The organism is Kitasatospora sp. NPDC004289 (assembly GCF_053602875.1).
Genome location: NZ_JBSGEL010000116.1, coordinates 1 through 15870 on the forward strand (window position 1 = coordinate 1; position 15870 = coordinate 15870).

General features: G+C 74.0%; 15 protein-coding genes. 4 read left to right on the forward strand and 11 right to left on the reverse strand.

The features are described 5' to 3' along the window. Nucleotides 1-127: 127 nt before the first annotated feature. Entirely contained in the window at nt 128-1069 is a 942-nt protein-coding gene (locus tag ACWEPF_RS37885) for a barstar family protein (RefSeq protein ID WP_452176212.1), read from the forward strand. A 77-nt stretch (nt 1070-1146) separates the two neighbouring features. Here the strand turns inward: ACWEPF_RS37885 and lepB are convergent, their stop codons facing one another. Both lepB and ACWEPF_RS37895 read right to left on the reverse strand, forming a co-directional pair. Continuing rightward, the gene (gene lepB, locus ACWEPF_RS37890; RefSeq protein ID WP_452176213.1) at nt 1147-1839 is read right to left on the reverse strand and encodes a signal peptidase I; all 693 of its coding nucleotides are present in this window, start codon (nt 1837-1839) and stop codon (nt 1147-1149) included. A gap of 79 nt (nt 1840-1918) precedes the next feature. After that, nucleotides 1919-2917, reverse strand: a complete 999-nt coding sequence (locus tag ACWEPF_RS37895) for an ArsR/SmtB family transcription factor (RefSeq protein WP_452176214.1) — start codon at nt 2915-2917, stop codon at nt 1919-1921. A 387-nt stretch (nt 2918-3304) separates the two neighbouring features. Between ACWEPF_RS37895 and ACWEPF_RS37900 the strand changes: the two genes are divergently transcribed. Beyond that, complete coding sequence (locus ACWEPF_RS37900; protein ID WP_452176215.1) at nt 3305-4732, forward strand: APC family permease; 1428 nt, start codon at nt 3305-3307, stop codon at nt 4730-4732. Between the two features lie 45 nt (nt 4733-4777). On the opposite strand, the gene ACWEPF_RS37905 is transcribed toward ACWEPF_RS37900, so the two are convergent. From ACWEPF_RS37905 to ACWEPF_RS37915, 3 genes are all read right to left on the reverse strand, one after another. Then, the gene (locus ACWEPF_RS37905) at nt 4778-5995 is read right to left on the reverse strand and encodes an ROK family protein (RefSeq protein ID WP_452176216.1); all 1218 of its coding nucleotides are present in this window, start codon (nt 5993-5995) and stop codon (nt 4778-4780) included. Between the two features lie 226 nt (nt 5996-6221). Next, entirely contained in the window at nt 6222-6707 is a 486-nt protein-coding gene (locus ACWEPF_RS37910) for a hypothetical protein (RefSeq protein ID WP_452176217.1), read from the reverse strand. Then, on the reverse strand, nt 6704-7606 hold the full coding sequence (locus ACWEPF_RS37915) for a hypothetical protein (RefSeq protein WP_452176218.1): 903 nt from the start codon (nt 7604-7606) through the stop codon (nt 6704-6706). The genes ACWEPF_RS37910 and ACWEPF_RS37915 overlap by 4 nt, the downstream gene beginning before the upstream one ends. 205 nt (nt 7607-7811) lie before the next feature. On the opposite strand from ACWEPF_RS37915, the gene ACWEPF_RS37920 reads away from it, so the two are divergent. Next, entirely contained in the window at nt 7812-8447 is a 636-nt protein-coding gene (locus tag ACWEPF_RS37920; protein WP_452176219.1) for a hypothetical protein, read from the forward strand. 7 nt (nt 8448-8454) lie between these two features. Here ACWEPF_RS37920 and ACWEPF_RS37925 read toward each other — a convergent pair whose 3' ends face one another. The 6 genes from ACWEPF_RS37925 to ACWEPF_RS37950 all read right to left on the reverse strand — a co-directional run bounded on the left by ACWEPF_RS37925 (nt 8455) and on the right by ACWEPF_RS37950 (nt 14282). Next, nucleotides 8455-9267: a DUF1295 domain-containing protein gene (locus ACWEPF_RS37925; RefSeq protein ID WP_452176220.1), complete on the reverse strand. Its 813-nt coding sequence runs from the start codon at nt 9265-9267 to the stop codon at nt 8455-8457. Further along, entirely contained in the window at nt 9264-10583 is a 1320-nt protein-coding gene (locus tag ACWEPF_RS37930; RefSeq protein WP_452176225.1) for a class I SAM-dependent methyltransferase, read from the reverse strand. Before ACWEPF_RS37930 ends, ACWEPF_RS37925 begins: the two co-directional genes overlap by 4 nt. A gap of 5 nt (nt 10584-10588) precedes the next feature. After that, a complete protein-coding gene (locus tag ACWEPF_RS37935) occupies nt 10589-11368 on the reverse strand; it encodes a DUF1365 domain-containing protein (protein WP_452176226.1) in 780 nt (259 codons plus the stop codon). 41 nt (nt 11369-11409) lie between these two features. After that, nucleotides 11410-12732, reverse strand: a complete 1323-nt coding sequence (locus ACWEPF_RS37940; protein ID WP_452176221.1) for an NAD(P)/FAD-dependent oxidoreductase — start codon at nt 12730-12732, stop codon at nt 11410-11412. 222 nt (nt 12733-12954) lie between these two features. Beyond that, on the reverse strand, nt 12955-13701 hold the full coding sequence (locus tag ACWEPF_RS37945; RefSeq protein WP_452176222.1) for an anti-sigma factor: 747 nt from the start codon (nt 13699-13701) through the stop codon (nt 12955-12957). Then, nucleotides 13698-14282 carry a sigma-70 family RNA polymerase sigma factor gene (locus ACWEPF_RS37950; protein ID WP_452176223.1) on the reverse strand — a complete coding sequence of 195 codons (585 nt, stop codon included), beginning with the start codon at nt 14280-14282 and terminating at the stop codon, nt 13698-13700. The genes ACWEPF_RS37945 and ACWEPF_RS37950 overlap by 4 nt, the downstream gene beginning before the upstream one ends. Nucleotides 14283-14533: 251 nt before the next feature. On the opposite strand from ACWEPF_RS37950, the gene ACWEPF_RS37955 reads away from it, so the two are divergent. Then, nucleotides 14534-15622: a spore photoproduct lyase family protein gene (locus tag ACWEPF_RS37955; RefSeq protein WP_452176224.1), complete on the forward strand. Its 1089-nt coding sequence runs from the start codon at nt 14534-14536 to the stop codon at nt 15620-15622. The last annotated feature ends 248 nt before the right edge of the window (nt 15623-15870 follow it).

The following is a 15870-nucleotide window of genomic DNA, read 5'->3' on the forward strand; positions in this document are numbered from 1 at the left end:
TCTCGTCAGTCGCCGATGCTCCGCATGGACTCCCTCCTCGGCGCCGCCGAGGCACGCACCCCGACGACGCGGCCTGATCCGACCCCATCAAGGAGACCGCCCCCTAGGCGTCGTCTCGGACTTCCCGGTGCCGGGGGTCGACCCCGAGACCGATCCGTACGGGCCCCTCCAGGACGATCACTGGTCCTTCGGCCGCCCCGTCCTGACCGACTGCAGGCCCTCCTCCCTCGGCGGGGCGCTGTTCGACCTGGTCGTCGAGGCCGAGATCGACGGCCCCGCCTGGCGCCCCGAGCCGGTGGACATCGAGTGGGGCCTCTTCAATGGCGCCGGCGGCGGTCGCCTGGGCGTGTGCCACCGGGTGGAGGGGCTCTACGGGGATCCGGGCTCGCCGGCGTCGCCCCCGCTGGTGCTGCGCGGGTGCGAGCCCGTTGGACCGCTGCTGCGCCACCTGGTGCGGCGCCGGTCCGACGGTGACCGGGTCCGCCTGCTGGCCGTGGACCGGCGCGGCCGCGTCATGCGGGGGTTCGACCCGATGCCGTTGGACGTGGTGGCCTCGCGCCCGTCCGCGCTCGGCGGGACGCTGGTCGACCTGTGGCTGGCCGAGGGCCCTGCCGTCCGACCGGGGCCGGAGGCCCGGCCGGTCTGGGAGGCCTGGTTCGAGGGCCCGCCGACCGGGCTCGGCGGCTGGGCCGCGTACGGTGCGGAGGGCCGGGCCGAGTGGGCCGCGTTCGCCGCTGCCCGCTGGAACGCCGTCGACCCCCGCCCGCTCACCGACCCGGTGCGGCGGCTCGACGGCCGGCACGTCACCGACGCCCCGGGCCTGCTCTGCGCGATCGGCGAGGCGGTGGCCGGCCCCGGCGGCCACTTCCCCCAGTGCTGGCACGCGCTGCGCGGCTGCCCCTGTGGCGGGGACCGGGTGCCCGAGCCGTTCACCCTGGTCTGGCAGGACGCGGAGGTGGCCCGGAGCGCGCTCGCCGACCACACCGTCGACACGGCCGGAGAGACGCCCTACCTCGACGCGGTCCTCGACCAACTCGCCCGGGTCGGCGTCACCGTGGAACTCCGCTGACCGCTGCCGCGGTGACGGACAGTCCGTCAGTTCGGACCGCCGACCGCGCGGCGCGGCGGTGAGGCGGTGCGCCGCGTTCAGTGTGCGGGGGCCGGTTCCGGGCCGGTGGTCCGGGCGGTCCGGGCTCGGCGGCGTGCTCGCCGGGCGGCGATGCCGGAGACCGCGCTCAGCAGGAGGAGGCCGAGACCGGTGACGAGGGAGGAGCCCAGGAGGACGGCGAGCGGGTCGTCGAAGGTGAGGAGCGAGCCCTTCACCGCGGACAGGGGGATGGTGCCGCCCTCGGATTCGTCGAAGTGGTACCGGGAGTCGGCGGAGTCCTGGCGGTTGTCGCCCAGCACGAACAGGCGGCCCTCGGGCACCTTGACGCTGAAGGCGCCGCGCGACCCCGCCACCGGGTCGCCGTTCAGCACGTACGGCTCGTCCAGCGGCCGGCCGTTCAGCGTGAGCGTACGGTCCTCGGGCTTGTAGGCGATGTGGTCGCCGCCGACCGCGACCACCCGTTCCACGTGGAGGCTCGGATCGTCCCAGGCCGAGCCCTCGAAGAGCACGACCTGGCCGCGGTTCACCTCGGAGGCCAGCAGGTTGAAGGTCACCCGGCTGCCGGTCGGATGGGTCGGATCCATGTGACCGGTCGGCATGACCTTGGTGGAGGCGAGGAGGGCCGTGCCGAGCACCCCGGCGCAGGTCAGGAGGCCGCCCGCCACCAGCAGCCCCACCGCCGCCACCGTGCGTCGGTACCCCGGTCGCTGCCCCTGAGTCTTCAAGACCATGCCCTGCTCTCTCCGTGCTGATGTGCGATCAGACCCTATGGGTACGCAGGAGGAGGAGTGGTGGCGGGGGCCCGCCCGCTCAGGGCGCGGGCGGGGGCGGCGGGTTGTCGTGGAGGAGGTCCTGGCCGACGTCGGTGGGGGTGTGGCGGACTTGCTTGCCCTCGCGGCGGGTTGTGATCAGGCCGGCCGCGCGCAGGGCCGCGGCGTGGGCGGAGGCGGAGGGCGGGGTGACGCCCAGGCGTTGGGCGAGTTCGGTGGTGGAGCAGGCACCGGCGGCGATGGCGCGCAGGACGCGGGAGCGGGCGGGGCCGAGCACGGCGGCGAGTCCGTCGGTGTCGGGCGTACGGGCGGCGGGCTCCGCGGTCGGGGCGGCGATCGGGTGGAGCAGCAGGCTCTGGCGGTCGGGGCCGGGCAGCAGGCTGATGCTCTCTTCGACGAAGTAGTTGGGACGCAGCTCCAGGCCCCGGCCGCCGAGTTCGAAGGAGCCCTCCAGCTGGCCGAGGGTGCACTCCAGGACGCCTTCGTCCCGCCAGACCGCCTTCGGGTGGAGCGAGTTGAGCATCTCGCCGATGCCGCCGCGGGCGGCGGTGCGGGCCCGGACGGCGATGTCGGCCTCCAGGGCACGGCGGATGTCGGGCCAGTCCGGGGCGAGGCAGTCCCTGAACAGGGCCCAGGCGCCGTCGCTGACCTCGCGCAGGCCCCGGCTGCCGTCCTCGCGCAACCGGGCCAGGGCGGACGGGAGTTCGGCGTCACCGCCGAACATCGCGACGCCCTCCTCGACGGCCTGCTCGGGGACGGAGAGCATCGCGTCGAGTTCGTCGGACAGCTGCCGGCGCACGGCGTCGAGGTCGGCCACCATGAAGTCGGGGACGCCGATCGGGCTCGCGTTGACCACCTGGAGGAACCGTGCGGCCCGGTGGGGCACGTGGCGGCGGACGTCGCGCCACCACCGGTCGCTGCGCGACCCGGCGTTCTGGTGGACGCCGGCCCGGGCGGCGCCGGCCAGCAGGTGGTCGAGCGGGGATATGACGAACCGGGTCCGCGCGAGGTCCGCGACCCCGAACCTCAGCTCGATCACGAAACCCTCCCCAGGCTCCCCGCAGCCCCCATGACCTGCCGCGTCGTCGACTATTAGGCCCCGAGGCTAATGCATGGCCATCCGGCCGTCCGCGTTGGCATGCTCTCTCCCGTCGGCACGGCCGGGGCCCGCTCCGACCCCCACCACGAGGGGAGTGGGGGTCGGAGCGGGCCCCGGCCGTGCGTTCGCCCGTTCGGACGGCCACGGTCGGGCCCGCCCGGACCGACGGGACGTCAACTTCCGCGGTCATGCGGCGACCCCGGTGCTTCCGGCTCCGGCCGGGGCGGCGGGGGCCGTTCCGGGCCCACGTCTTGACGCATCAAGTTAGGAAACTTAACTTATGGACCCTCTCGTGCTCCCGCTCCCTCTCACCCCCACGGAGTTCCCATGTCCGGGACGCTCAGCAGACGGATCGGCCTGTTCCAGGCCACCGCCATCAACATGAGCCAGATGTGCGGCATCGGACCGTTCGTCACCATCCCGCTGATGGTCGCGGCCTTCGGCGGCCCGCAGGCCGTGATCGGCTGGATCGCCGGCGCGGTGCTCGCCCTGGTGGACGGGCTGGTCTGGGCCGAGCTCGGGGCCTCGCTCCCCGGCTCCGGCGGTTCCTACGTCTACCTCCGCGAGGCCTTCCAGTACCGCACCGGCCGGCTGATGCCGTTCCTGTTCGTCTGGACGGCCATGCTCTTCATCCCGCTGATCATGTCCACCGGCGTGGTCGGCTTCGTCCAGTACCTCGGCTACCTCTGGCCGTCGATGGGCCAGGGCCAGGGCGACCTGGTCGGCCTCGCGGTGGTGGCCCTGGTGGTGCTGCTGCTCTGGCGCAAGGTCGAGAACATCGCCCGGCTCACCACCGTGATGTGGGGAATCATGATCGTCGCGGTCGGCGCGGTGATCGTCGCCGCCTACGCCGACTTCTCGCCCTCGATGGCCTTCACCTGGCCCGCCCACGCGATCGACCTGACCCACGGTCAGTTCTGGCTGGGCTTCGCCGCCGGCCTGACCATCGGGATCTACGACTACCTCGGCTACAACACCGCCGCCTACCTGGGTGCGGAGGTCAAGGAGCCGGGGCGGGTGCTGCCGCGGGCGATCGTCTTCTCGATCATCGGCATCATGGCGATCTACCTGCTGCTGCAGATCGGCGTGCTCGGCGTGATCGACTGGCACGAGATGCTCGACCCCGACTCGGTGGCCTCCAAGTCCGTCGCCTCCGCGGTGCTGGAGCGGGTCTGGGGCCACGCGGCCGCCGACGTGGTGACGGTGCTGATCCTGGTCACCGCCTTCGCCTCGGTGCTCGCCGGACTGCTCGGCGGCTCCCGGGTGCCCTTCGACGCCGCCCGGGACCGGGTCTTCTTCCGCTCCTTCGGCCGGCTGCACAGCCGCCACCACTTCCCGGTCCTCGGCCTGGTCGCCATGGGCGTGATGACCGCGGTCGGCTTCCTGATCGGCCGGCACACCAACCTGGCCACCCTGATCGGCCTGCTCACCACCGTCATGGTGATCGTCCAGGCCTTCGCCCAGATCCTGGCCGTCACGGTGCTGAGGCGCCGTCAGCCCGCGCTGCCGCGGCCGTACCGGATGTGGCTCTACCCCGCGCCGAGCATCCTGGCCGCCGTCGGCTGGCTGGTCATCTACGGCTACGCCGACCGCAACGCGCCGGGGCTCCACCCGATCGAGTGGTCGCTGGTGTGGGTGGTGGTGGGCGTCCTGGCCTTCCTGGTCTGGTCGAAGGCCGAGAAGGTCTGGCCGTTCGGCCCGGCCGAGGTCCGGGAGGAGTACCTGCCGGCCGCCGAGGCCCCTGTGGCCTCCTGACCGCGCCGACCCACCGTCACGGCCCCGGCCGTGACGGTGGGGTGGTCAGCCCAGGCCCGCCGTCCGGCGTTCGAAGACCTCGGGGCGGGCGGTGGCGAGGGCGGTGGAAAGGGCGCCCCGCAGGACCGCCTCCTCGCCCAGCAGGCTGGCGGCCAGCCGGGGGCGCAGCGGAGTGAGCCGGTGCATGGCCTGCTCGACCGGCTCCAGCAGCAGGTCGGCGCCCTGGCCGAGGCCGCCGCCGAGCACCACCAGGTCGGGGTCGAGGACCGCCGCGACGACCGCCAGCGAATAGGCGAGCTGCTCGGCCTCCCGGAGCACCGCGGCGGCGGCCAGCGGGTCGCCGCTCCTGGCGGCGTCGAAGACCTGTTTGGCCGTCAGGGAGCCGGTCATGCCCAGCTCCCGGGCGGTGCGCACCACCGACTCCGCCGCGGCCGCGGCCTCCAGGTTCCCGCCCCCGGGCAGCGGCAGCAGGCCGATCTCCCCGGCTGCGCCCCGGGCACCGCGCTGCAGCACGCCGTCGGCCACCACGCCCATGCCGAGCCCGGTGCCGATCAGCAGGTAGACGAAGAGGCGGCTGCCCGCCCCGGCGCCGTCCGCGTACTCCCCGAGCGCGGCGAGGTTGGCGTCGTTGTGCACGCTGATCCGCGTACCGAGCCCGGCCTCGATCCGTTCGAACAGGCCGCGCCGTCCCCAGCCGGGCAGGTTCGGGGCGTACTGGACGCGCTGCTCGGTCTCGTCCCAGACACCCGGGCTGCCGATCACGGCGTGCACCACGTCGGCGGGCTCCAGCCCGGCCTCGGCGGTGGCGGTGCGGGCGGCGTCCACCACCGCGTCGGCGACGGCGTTGGCCGTGCGGCCCCGGTTGGGAACGTCGTGGCGGCTGACGATCCGTCCGCCGAGGTCGGCGAGCGCGATCCGCAGCCGGCCGCGGCCGATGTCGACGCCGAGCACGTGGCCCGCCTCCGGGTCCGGCTCGTAGAGCACCGCGGTCCGGCCGCGTTCGGGGGCCAGCAGTCCAGCCTCGCGGACCAGCCCGGCCTGCTCCAGGGTCGCCAGCGCGGCCGAGACGGTGGGCTTGGACAGCCCGGTGTCGCGGGCCAGTTGGGCCCGGGAGGACGGTCCGTCGGTGCGCAGCCGTTCCAGCAGCAACCACTCGTTGTTGCTGCGCAGGCGCTGCCGGCTCCACGGCTGCGCACTGCCGGGCCGCGGCGCCGGGCCCGGTCCGGCCTCCGGGCCGTCGGGCGGCACGGGGCGGGAACTCATCCATTCCTCCGGGCGGTCGCGGTCGTCCTCCGCCCGCAACTCTATGCAACCCGTCCACCTGTCCACACGACCCGTCCACCCGCCGGCGCGGACCGGCACCGGCGCACCGGGGAGCCGCGAAGCATCGGACCGCGCGAGACCTGGCTCCGGTGTTCCGGCGGAGCCGGCGATCTCGACGCCGCCCCGCCGCCCCGCCGCCCCGCCGACCAGCGGCCCTAGGCCTCTGTCACGGCGCCGGGCTGATCGGGGCTGTGGCCTCGGGCGGCGGGCCGGACGGATTGGGAAGCACGGCACGTGAGCGGCTGATGAGCTTCAGGTCGCCGGTGGACGCGGGCTTGCGCAGGACGAAGATGTTGAGCATCACCACGACCGTCACTCCGCCGCCGAGCCCCACCGCCCCGGCGGCCATCTCCTGCCCGAGCTGCGCGAGGTAGACAGTGCTGCCCATGGACAGCGCGGCGATCACGAACCCGGACAGCAGGCCGGCCAGGAGCAGCCGGTGAACCCGGCGCGCATGCTCGGCGTCCGCCGCCTGCTGGGCGAGTTGTGCCTGCTCGACGATGCGCAGCTGCTCCATCCGGGCTTCGTGCTCGCGCTTGCGCTGGAGTTCGGCGGCCTTGAGCAGCTCCTTCAGCTGCGGGGCGGGCAGTTGTGCCCAGGCCGTGTAGATGTCGGTCGCGCCGGGGCCGTCGAAGTCAGAGGGGCCGGTCACCGCCTGCCTCCTTCGTCGCCGGTGTGGTGGTCGGTTCCCGGCCGCCCTTGGCGCGGGGCCGCGTGGGCCAGGCCGCCGAAGACCGCTTCGAGACTTCGGTGCACTGCTCTGACCGCTTCGGCGAAGTCCGGATCGTCGAGGTCGACGGGCTCGGTCTCCGGTGTGTCCGGGTAGGTGCTCGACCCCGTGGGGGGCGCAGGCGGTCCCGGGGTCCGGGATCCGAGCTGATCACCGATCCGCTGGAGCACTCGGGCGTTGACGTCGTTGGCCACAGTGGCCCGAGTCAGAGCGAGGCCGACATCGTCCTGGACGGTGTCGGCGCCAGGCGGGTCGCCGAGGCGTTCCCCCTGCCGTCGTTCTTGCTCCCGGTCGATGACGGACTCGACTGTGGACCGGACCTGGTCGAGTTCGTCCTTGAGCTGGAGGACCGCCCCTTGGAGCAGGCCGATGTGATACTCGGCCTCGCGCTGTCTGATCCGCGCCTCTTCCAGCTGCTGCTCCAGCGAACTCTCCTGGTGTCGTACGCGATTCAGTTGGTGCCGAGTAGCTTCCAGCGCTGCCTGCGCCCGTTGCACCTCGCCCAGTGCCCGTTCGGATTCGTGCGAACGGACGGCTGCGGCGAGCAGCCGTTCGCCTTCCGCGAGCCGGACCTCGAGTTCCGGGGTATCGAGCGTGGTCTCCCTGACCAACGCAGCCACGAGTTGCGGCGGCGGGAGGCGCTCTCCGGACAGGACTCGGACGAGCATGGCTTGGGAGTACGCAAGGGAGTTCGCGAGTTCGGCCAGTGTCAGCTGACTGCCGTCGACCTGCGCCCGAAGGAACTCAGCAAGTGTTGCGGCCTCGCGTGTCCGTGCCCGCAAGGGGCTCCAGCGTCTGCCGCTGCGGTTGCGCTCGCCCATCACCGCCCCCAACCTCTGTGCGGTCTCTCGCCTGCCACGGTCCGACCCGATGTCGTGGAGACCCTACCCAAGCTGAAGCCCTTCGCACCGGGGGATGGCCGGGACAGACGGGAGCGCGTCGACGGAACGTCAGCTTCGTCTTCCTGAAGGGAATCCCCGCGTGACTGTCACTGGGGAGGGCCATCCTGGAGGCGGGAGGGAAGTGATGGACATCGAGTACGTGATGCCGGAACCGGGGGCGCCGGACGCCGAGGCGCTGTTCGAGGAGGGGTGCAGGGCACTCGCCGAGGGGCGTGAGGAGGCGCAGGAGCTGTTCGAGCGGGCCGTCGCCCTGGCAGGGTCCGCGATGCTGTGGCGGATCGTCGACCCGCATGTGGAGGAGTTCGACGTGCGGGCGGCCAAGTGGATGCGCCGGGCCGTCCGGACCCTGGGGGTGCCGGGAGGGATCGAGGTCCATCCCGGCACCTTGCGGATCGTCGTGAGGCGCGGTGAGCCGGAGAGCCAGTACTGGGAGATCGAGGTCAGGTCCTTCGTGGAGGACCGTGCGGCGGTGGTGCGGGCGTTGGAGGCCGCCAAGCGGCGGATCATGCGGGTCGCCCACGACGGCCGCGAGTTGTCGGATGCGGAGTTGGAGGCCGAGTACGAAGCGGGTGGCTACTTCTACACTCCGAACTACATTGCGGTGGAGCGGGATCCGGTGCCGCGGATCTGGATGGACTGCAAGGACGGGATCATGCCCCACATGAGCCGCACGGTCATCGCGGTGGTGATCGAGGAGCTCGCGGCGGCGGGTGTCCGGCGGGCGGGTCTGTGCACGGGGCTGACGCCGAAGCCGTCCTGAGTGCCGGTCAGGCCGACGGGGGTCGCCGGGGCGGGCGTGGGATGAAGGAGCTGGTGCGGGCGGCGTAGGCGGTCCATTCGGGGCTGCGGGAGGTGGTTCCTCGTTCGGCCATCGGGCGGCCGCTGCCGAAGGCGAGAAGGTAGGTCATCAGGAGGGGGCTGAGCAGGGTGGCCCAGCCGGCCGGGTGGTCGGCGGCGAGGAGGAAGAGGCCCCACCAGACGCAGGCGTCGCCGAAGTAGTTGGGGTGGCGGGTCCAGGACCAGAGGCCGGTGGTGAGGACCCGCCCGCGGTTGGCGGGGTCGGCGCGGAAGCGGGCGAGCTGGTGGTCGCCGACGGTCTCGAAGGTGAGGCCGAGGGTCCACAGGGCCAGGGCGAGGAGGGCGAGGAGACCGGGCGGGTCGGGGAGGCGTTGGGCGATCTGGACGGGGAGGGAGACGAACCAGAGGATCGCGGCCTGGAGCAGGTAGACCTTGCGCAGGGCGAGCCGGGTGCGGGCGGGGCCGGCCGGGGCGCGGGAGAGCATGGCGGCGTAGCGCGGGTCCTCGCCCTTGCCGCGTGCGTGCCACCAGATGTGGGTGGACAGGCGCAGGCCCCAGACGACGGTCAGCGCGGTCGCCAACAGCCTGCGCCCGGTGTCTCCTTGACCGTCCGACAGCACGAAGCCGGTGAGGGCGACGGCGGTGAAGCCGAGGCCCCAGGCGGCGTCGACGCCGCGGTGGCGGCCGGTCCGGACGCCGACCGCGAAGGCGGCCAGCATCACGGCCAGCGCCGCACCGAGGGTGGCGGCCAGGGAGAGCGGCAGGGACAGGGGCAGGCTCATCGGGCGCCGTCGCGGGTCAGGACCAGGTGCCGGACGTCCAGGTAGCCGGTGCGGAACCCGGCCTCGGAGTAGGCGAGGTAGAGCTCCCACATCCGCCGGAAGACGGCGTCGAAGCCGAGCGCCGTGACCTCCTCGGCCCGGGCCGTGAACCGCTCCCGCCACAGCCGCAGGGTCTCGGCGTAGTGCGGGCCGAAGCCCTCGTCGGCGCCGACCCGGAGGGAGGTGTGGCGGGCGGCGGCCTCGGCGAGGCCCTCGCGGGAGGGGATCTGGCCGCCGGGGAAGACGTACTTGAGGATCCAGGTGTACGTGTCGCTGCTGGCGAGCATCCGGTGGTGCGGCATGGTGATGGCCTGGACGGCGGCCCGGCCGCCCGGGGCGAGCACCCGGTCGATGGTGGAGAAGTAGCTGGGCCAGTACCGGCGGCCCACCGCCTCGACCATCTCCACGCTGACGACGGCGTCGTAACTGCCCTGCGCGGAGCGGTAGTCGAGGAGGCGTACGGTCACCCGGTCGGCCACTCCGGCGGCGGCGATGCGGCGGCGGGCCAGGTCGAGCTGCTCGGTGGAGAGGGTGAGGGTCTCGACCCGGGCGCCCCGGGTGGCGGCCCGGATGGCCAACTCGCCCCAGCCGGTGCCGATTTCGAGCACGGTGCGGCCCGGGCCGACCCCGGCCAGGTCCAACAGCCGGTCGATCTTGCGGTGTTGGGCTGCGGGGAGGGTGGGCCAGGAGGCGTCCGGGGTGCCGTTGGCGGTGGTGGGGAAGAGAGCGGAGGAGTAGCTGAGGGTCGGGTCGAGGAAGAGGGCGAAGAGCTCGTTGGAGAGGTCGTAGTGGCGCCGGATGTTCTCCCGGCTCCGCTGCTCGTCGGGGCGTTCGGCAGCGGGTGGCCGGGTGGCCCACAGCGGGCGGATCCAGGCGGTGCCGCGCGGCACCAGGGCAGCCGGGTCGGTGGCGAGCGCCGCCAGCAGGGCGACCAGGTCCGGGGAGCTCCACTCGCCGGCCTGGTAGGACTCGCCGAAGCCGATCAGACCGGTGGAGCCGATCCGGCGGAGGAAGGAACCGGGCCGGTGCAGGCGCAGGACCGGTGCGCCGGGAGGTGCCGGGGCGAGGAGGCCGCCGTCCGGGAGTTCGACCCGCAGGCCGCGGAGGCGGGCCGCCCGCCGCAGCACCTGGCCCGCCACGGCGGCGCGCAGCGGCGCGCGCGGCACCCGGGCCACGTCCGGCCAGCGTCGCGGGTCCACCACGGTGTCGCCGGCGGAGCCGGAGGTGGAGTCGCCGACGGGGCCGTCGGTGGGGTGGGAGAGGGGGAGGTCGGCCAGGGACGTCACGGTGTCGGTGCCTCTCTGCGGCGAAGACGGAAGGTACGGCGGGTCTTGCGGGGACGGCCGGTGCCGCGGTCGCCGCGGTCCCGGGGTTGGACGGGCAGTCCGCGCAGCAGCAGCCGGATGCCCTGGTAGCGGATGTGCAGGCTGACGGCGAGGGTGGCGAACGGGTGCCGGAGGGTGGCCAGCAGCAGCTCCCGGGCGCCCGCCGGGCGGCGCAGGCCGCGGACGGTGGCGGTGAACGCACGCCCGCCGGGTCGGTCCAGGTGGATGGTCAGGTCGAGCCGTTCGCCCGGCACGGGCAGCCGCATCCGGTAGGCGCCGTCGACCGGGAAGAACGGCGAGACGTAGAACTCCTTGGGCACGGTGGCCGGGGTGGCCGGGAGGAGGTAACGGTGGTGCTGCCCATAGGTGTTGTGCACCTCGGCCACCGTGCAGACCAGCGTGCCCTCGGCGTCGTGGCACCAGTAGAGGGTGAGCGGGTTGAAGAGGTGGCCGAACGCCCGGGCCTGGGTGAGCATCAGCACCTGGCCGCCGTCGAGCAGGACGCCCTGGCCGGCCAGGTAGGCGTCCAGGTTCTGTCGCAGGGTCAGGCCCGGGACTCCGGGGTGGTCGGCGGCCCGGAAGGCGGCGAGCGGGCGCAGCGGCCTCGGGACCGGGGGCAGCCGGTCGAGGTCGACCAGCCAGAGGTGGGTCCGGTGGGCGAAGGCGTGCCGGAGCGGGGCGGTGCGGACGTGGGCGATCCGGCACTCGTAGAGCGCGGCGCCCCACGGCCCGGGCATCTCCACGGCCCGGGCCGGTGCCGCCACCAGAGGCCGCCCGGTCACGACCGGACCCCGGCCGCGAGCAGCCGCCGGGCGGCGATCACCCCGGAGCGGCAGCCGTCCTCGTGGAAGCCCCAGCCGTGGTACGCCCCGGCGTAGGCGGTGCGGCCGCGGGTGAGGGCGGGCAGCCGGCCCTGGGCGGCGACGGTGGCGGCGGTGTAGACGGGGTGCTCGTAGACGGTGCGGGAGATCACCAGGGCCTCGGGGACGGGGTGGTGACGGTCGTCGTTGAGGGTGACCAGGAAGTCCTCGGCGGTGTCCAGGCCGAGCAGCCGGTTGAGGTGGTAGCTGACCTGGACCTGGTCCGCGTTGTCGCGGCAGTTCGCCATCGCGTAGTTCCACGAGCCGCGGGCCCAGGTGGAGCGGGGCAGCCGGGAGACGTCGCGGTGCAGCACGGTGGGGTTGCGGGAGTAGCGGAAGGCGCCGAGCACCTCGGTCTCCTCCGGGGTCGGGTCGGCGAGCAGGCGCAGAGCCTGGTCGGCGTGGGTGGCGATCACCACCGCGTCGGCCCGGTGATGCCGCCCGTCGCCGGTGGTCACGGTGACCCCGTCGGGGTGGCGGTGCACCGCCCGGACGGGAGCGGAGCGGTGCACGGTGGGCACGCGTTCGGCGATCTTCTCGACGTAGGTGCGGGAGCCGCCGACGACGGTCCGCCAGGTCGGCGAGCCGGTCACCGAGAGCAGGCCGTGGTTGTCGAGGAAGGTGAAGAGGTAGCGGGCGGGGTAGTCGCCCGCCAGGTCCGGAGCGCAGGACCAGACGGCGGAGACCAGCGGGGTCATGAAGTGGTGGACGAAGTAGGGCGAGAAGCCCGCCCGCTCCAGCCACCGGCGCAGCGGCGGATCGCCCGCCCGCTCGTCGGACAGCAGCCGCCGGGCCAGCCGGTGGAAGCGCGGCACCTCGGCCAGCATCCGCAGGTAGTGCCCGCGCAGGGCGAGCCCCGGGCGGGCCAGCAGCCCGGCCGGGCCGCGCGCCCCCGCGTACTCCAGGCCGCAGCCCGCGCAGCTGACGGACATGCTCATCTCGCTCTCCCGGGTGCGCACGCCGAGCTCGTCGAAGAGCCGGGTGAGCTCCGGGTATGTGCGCCGGTTGTGCACCAGGAAGCCGGTGTCGAGCGGGATGCGGTGGCCGCCGGCGGTGGTGGCGGTCTGGGTGTGGGCGTGGCCGCCGAGCCGGGGCGCGGCCTCGAACAGCTCGACCAGGGCGCCGGCCCGGCCCAGTTCGTGCGCGGCGGTCAGCCCGGCCACCCCGGCGCCGACGACGGCCACCCGGTGGCCGGGCGGCTGTCGGCGGATGCCGTCGGAGGTGGGTAGGGTGTCGGTCACGGGTGCTCTCCGGTGGGTCCGGCCGCGCCGCCGGGGCGGCGCGGGGGCGTGCGTTCACCGGTGGTTCGGAGCCGTCCCCCGACCGGATTGCTCCGATCGGGGGACGCCGCGGACCGTTCGGGACGGGCCGGAGGGTGGCGCCGCGGACCGTTCCGGGCGGGCCGGAGGGTGGCGCGGAGAGCGGCCCCGGTGGAGGTCAACCGGTCACGGCCGCGCGGGACTTCAGGTGAAGGCGAGCACCATCACCGGGGCGCCGCTCGGGTGCGCCGAGCCTCCGGCCGGCTCGACGGTGACGCCGACGCCGCTCGCGCCCTGGATCGCACCGCTCAGCAGCAGCGCGCCCGAGCCCGAGCCGGAGCCCGGCATCAGCCCGGCGGGCCGCATGGTGCCCGCGTCGTCGTACCAGAGCTCGTACGTCCGGTCCGGCGGCAGGGCCGGCATCCCGGAGGCGATGAACCCGGCCTGCCCCCGGCTGCGCGACCAGACCACGGTGCCGGTCGCCCCGCCGGTGGAGGAGCTGGTGACCTTGGCGTCGGGGGCGGTGAGCAGCGCGGCGAAGGAGGCCTGACGCTCCGCCAGCCGGGCGGTCTCGCTCCGGGCCCGCTCGGCCTGCTGGTGCTGCTGGACGGCCACGCCGCCGAGGAGCGCGGCCAGGGCGACGGAGGCGGCCAGCGCCAGACGGGGCAGGCGGCCGCGGCCGGCGGGGGCGCGGGTGTCGCGCTCGGTGGTCAGCGGCGGGAGCTGACGGACCGTGGGGAGCTGGGCCAGCACCCGCTCGCGCAGCTCGGGCGGCGGGGCGGCCGCCTCGGCGGCGCCCAGCCGGGCCAGGGTGGCGAGGAACTCGTCCACCTCGCGGGCGCAGGCGTGGCAGTCCGTCAGGTGGCGCTCGAAGGCGTCCCGTTCGGGCTCCTCCAGGGCGTGCGCGGCGTACGCTCCGGAGAGCGTGTGCAGCTCGGGTGCGCTGGTCATGCTCCCACCCCCAGGCAGTCGCGCAGGCGGATCAGGCCGTCCCGCATCCGGGTCTTCACGGTGCCGAGCGGCACCGCCAGCAGCTCGGCCACCTGCGGGTAGCTGTACCCGCGGTAGTAGGCCAGGGTGACCGACTCGCGCTGGAGCTCGGTGAGGCCCTGGAGGCAGCGGCGGACCTGCTCGCGCTCCAGCCGGCCCTCCACCTGCTCGGCCACCTCGTCGTAGCCGGGCACGTGGTCGCGGGCGGCGACCGCCTGCTCCCGCTCGGCCGCCGCCTGCGCGGAGCGCACCCGGTCGACGGCGCGGCGGTGCGCGATGGTCAGGACCCAGGGGAGCACCTCGCCGCGCTCCGGCTGGTACCGGGCGGCGAACCGCCACAGCTCCAGCATCACCTCCTGGGTGACCTCCTCGGACTGGGCGGGATCCCGCAGCACCCGGCGGACCAGCCCGAACACCGGTGCGGCGACGGCGTCGTAGAGCCGGCCGAAGGCGTCCTGGTCGCCGAACGCGACCTTGGCGACCAGCTCGCGCAGGTCGGGTCCGCGTCGCTGCGGACCGCTGAGGTGGACGACGGTGCTCATCCGGTCGCCTCCGGGGCGTGGTGCCTGGCGTGGCACCGGACGGGGTGGTGCATGCGGACTGACCTCCTGGGCGGCCGGCGGCTCGGGCCGCGGGCCGGACGCGGACGTGCTCGACACCCAGCCTTCGGTGCCGACGGGCGGTCGGATTGGCCTGGTGGGGGATTGGTGGGGGAAATCCGGCGGAGGAGCGAACCGGACCGTCCGCGGCTCCGAACGTGCCGTGTACGTCCCCGCCGTCCGGAGGTCTCCCCGTGTCAGCCGTCGTCCCGCGCCAGCCCCGGCCGTTCCAGCCGTTGGACATCCGCCGCATCCACGCCGAGCCGGAGGCGCTGGCCTCCGAACGCGGCCGCCAGGTGCTGGCGCGCTTCCCCGCGGCGGAGGTGATCCAGGTGCCCTCGCACTGGAACATCCCGCACCTGCACGGCAACGCCGGCAACGTCGGGCGGTGGGCCAGGGTCAAGCGGGAGGACCTGGTGCTCGGGGTCCGGAAGGCGCTGTCCGCCCGCCCCAACGGCCGCTCCGCCGACTGGATCGCCCCCAGCTCCGCCAACGGCTGCGCCCTGGCCTGCGCCTACTGCTACGTGCCGCGCCGCAAGGGCTACGCCAACCCCGTCACGGTCTTCACCAACATCGACCGGATCGTCGGCTACCTCGGCCGCCACGTCGCCCGCCAGGGTCCCAAGGTCCAGCCCAACCAGTGCGATCCGGCCGCCTGGGTCTACGACATCGGCGAGAACAACGACTGCTCGGTCGACGCCCTGGTCTGCGACAACACTGCCGATCTGGTCCGGGCCTTCCGCGACTGGCCCACCGCCAAGGCGAGCTTCGCCACCAAGTGGGTCAACCGGCAGCTGCTGGAGCTCGATCCGCGCGGCCGGACCCGGATCCGGTTCTCCCTGATGCCACCGGCCGATTCGCGGCTGCTGGACATCAGCACCACCCCGGTGCCCGAACGGATCGCCGCCGCCGGGGACTTCCTGGCGGCCGGCTACGAGGTGCACTTCAACCTCTCACCGGTGGTGCTGCGCCCCGGATGGCAGGCCGACTGGGCCGAACTCCTGCACCGGATGGACGACTTGCTCCCGCTCGCGGTCAAGCGGCAGGCCGCCGCGGAGATCATCATGCTCACCCACAACGAGGCCCTGCACCGGGTCAACCTGGGCTGGCACCCGAAGGCTGAGCAACTGCTCTGGCGGCCCGGCCTCCAGGAGCCCAAGCTCTCCCAGAACGGCAGCTGGAACGTGCGCTACCGGGTGGAGACCAAGGCGATCGCGCTGGCCGAACTGCGCGGGCTGATCGAGCGTCACGCGCCCTGGTTGCGGATCCGGTACGCCTTCTGACCTGCGGCGACGCCGAGCCGTTCACCCGTGCGGGCGAAAGCCCGCGGCGGTGACCCATCCGGGGCACGGGCGGCCCCGAATGCCGGATGTGAGCACAGGAGCAGCAGGACGACGACCCGGCGACCGCCGGCCCGGTGACCGGCAGATGGCCGGGAACAGCATCACACGTCCCCGGCGCCGGGGGTGGCGGCGTGGGCCCGGGAGAGGCTCTCCAGGTCGACCAGCAGGGCGCCGTCGAGTCCGTGCAC

Coding starts and splice junctions, on each gene's coding strand:
- ACWEPF_RS37935 (WP_452176226.1), bottom strand. CDS start 11,368: ATGCCCGGGCCGTGGGGCGCCGCGCTCTACGAGTGCCGGATCGCCCAC.
- ACWEPF_RS37950 (WP_452176223.1), bottom strand. CDS start 14,282: ATGAGCACCGTCGTCCACCTCAGCGGTCCGCAGCGACGCGGACCCGAC.
- ACWEPF_RS37920 (WP_452176219.1), top strand. CDS start 7,812: ATGGACATCGAGTACGTGATGCCGGAACCGGGGGCGCCGGACGCCGAG.
- lepB (WP_452176213.1), bottom strand. CDS start 1,839: ATGGTCTTGAAGACTCAGGGGCAGCGACCGGGGTACCGACGCACGGTG.
- ACWEPF_RS37900 (WP_452176215.1), top strand. CDS start 3,305: ATGTCCGGGACGCTCAGCAGACGGATCGGCCTGTTCCAGGCCACCGCC.
- ACWEPF_RS37925 (WP_452176220.1), bottom strand. CDS start 9,267: ATGAGCCTGCCCCTGTCCCTGCCGCTCTCCCTGGCCGCCACCCTCGGT.
- ACWEPF_RS37905 (WP_452176216.1), bottom strand. CDS start 5,995: ATGAGTTCCCGCCCCGTGCCGCCCGACGGCCCGGAGGCCGGACCGGGC.
- ACWEPF_RS37945 (WP_452176222.1), bottom strand. CDS start 13,701: ATGACCAGCGCACCCGAGCTGCACACGCTCTCCGGAGCGTACGCCGCG.
- ACWEPF_RS37915 (WP_452176218.1), bottom strand. CDS start 7,606: ATGGGCGAGCGCAACCGCAGCGGCAGACGCTGGAGCCCCTTGCGGGCA.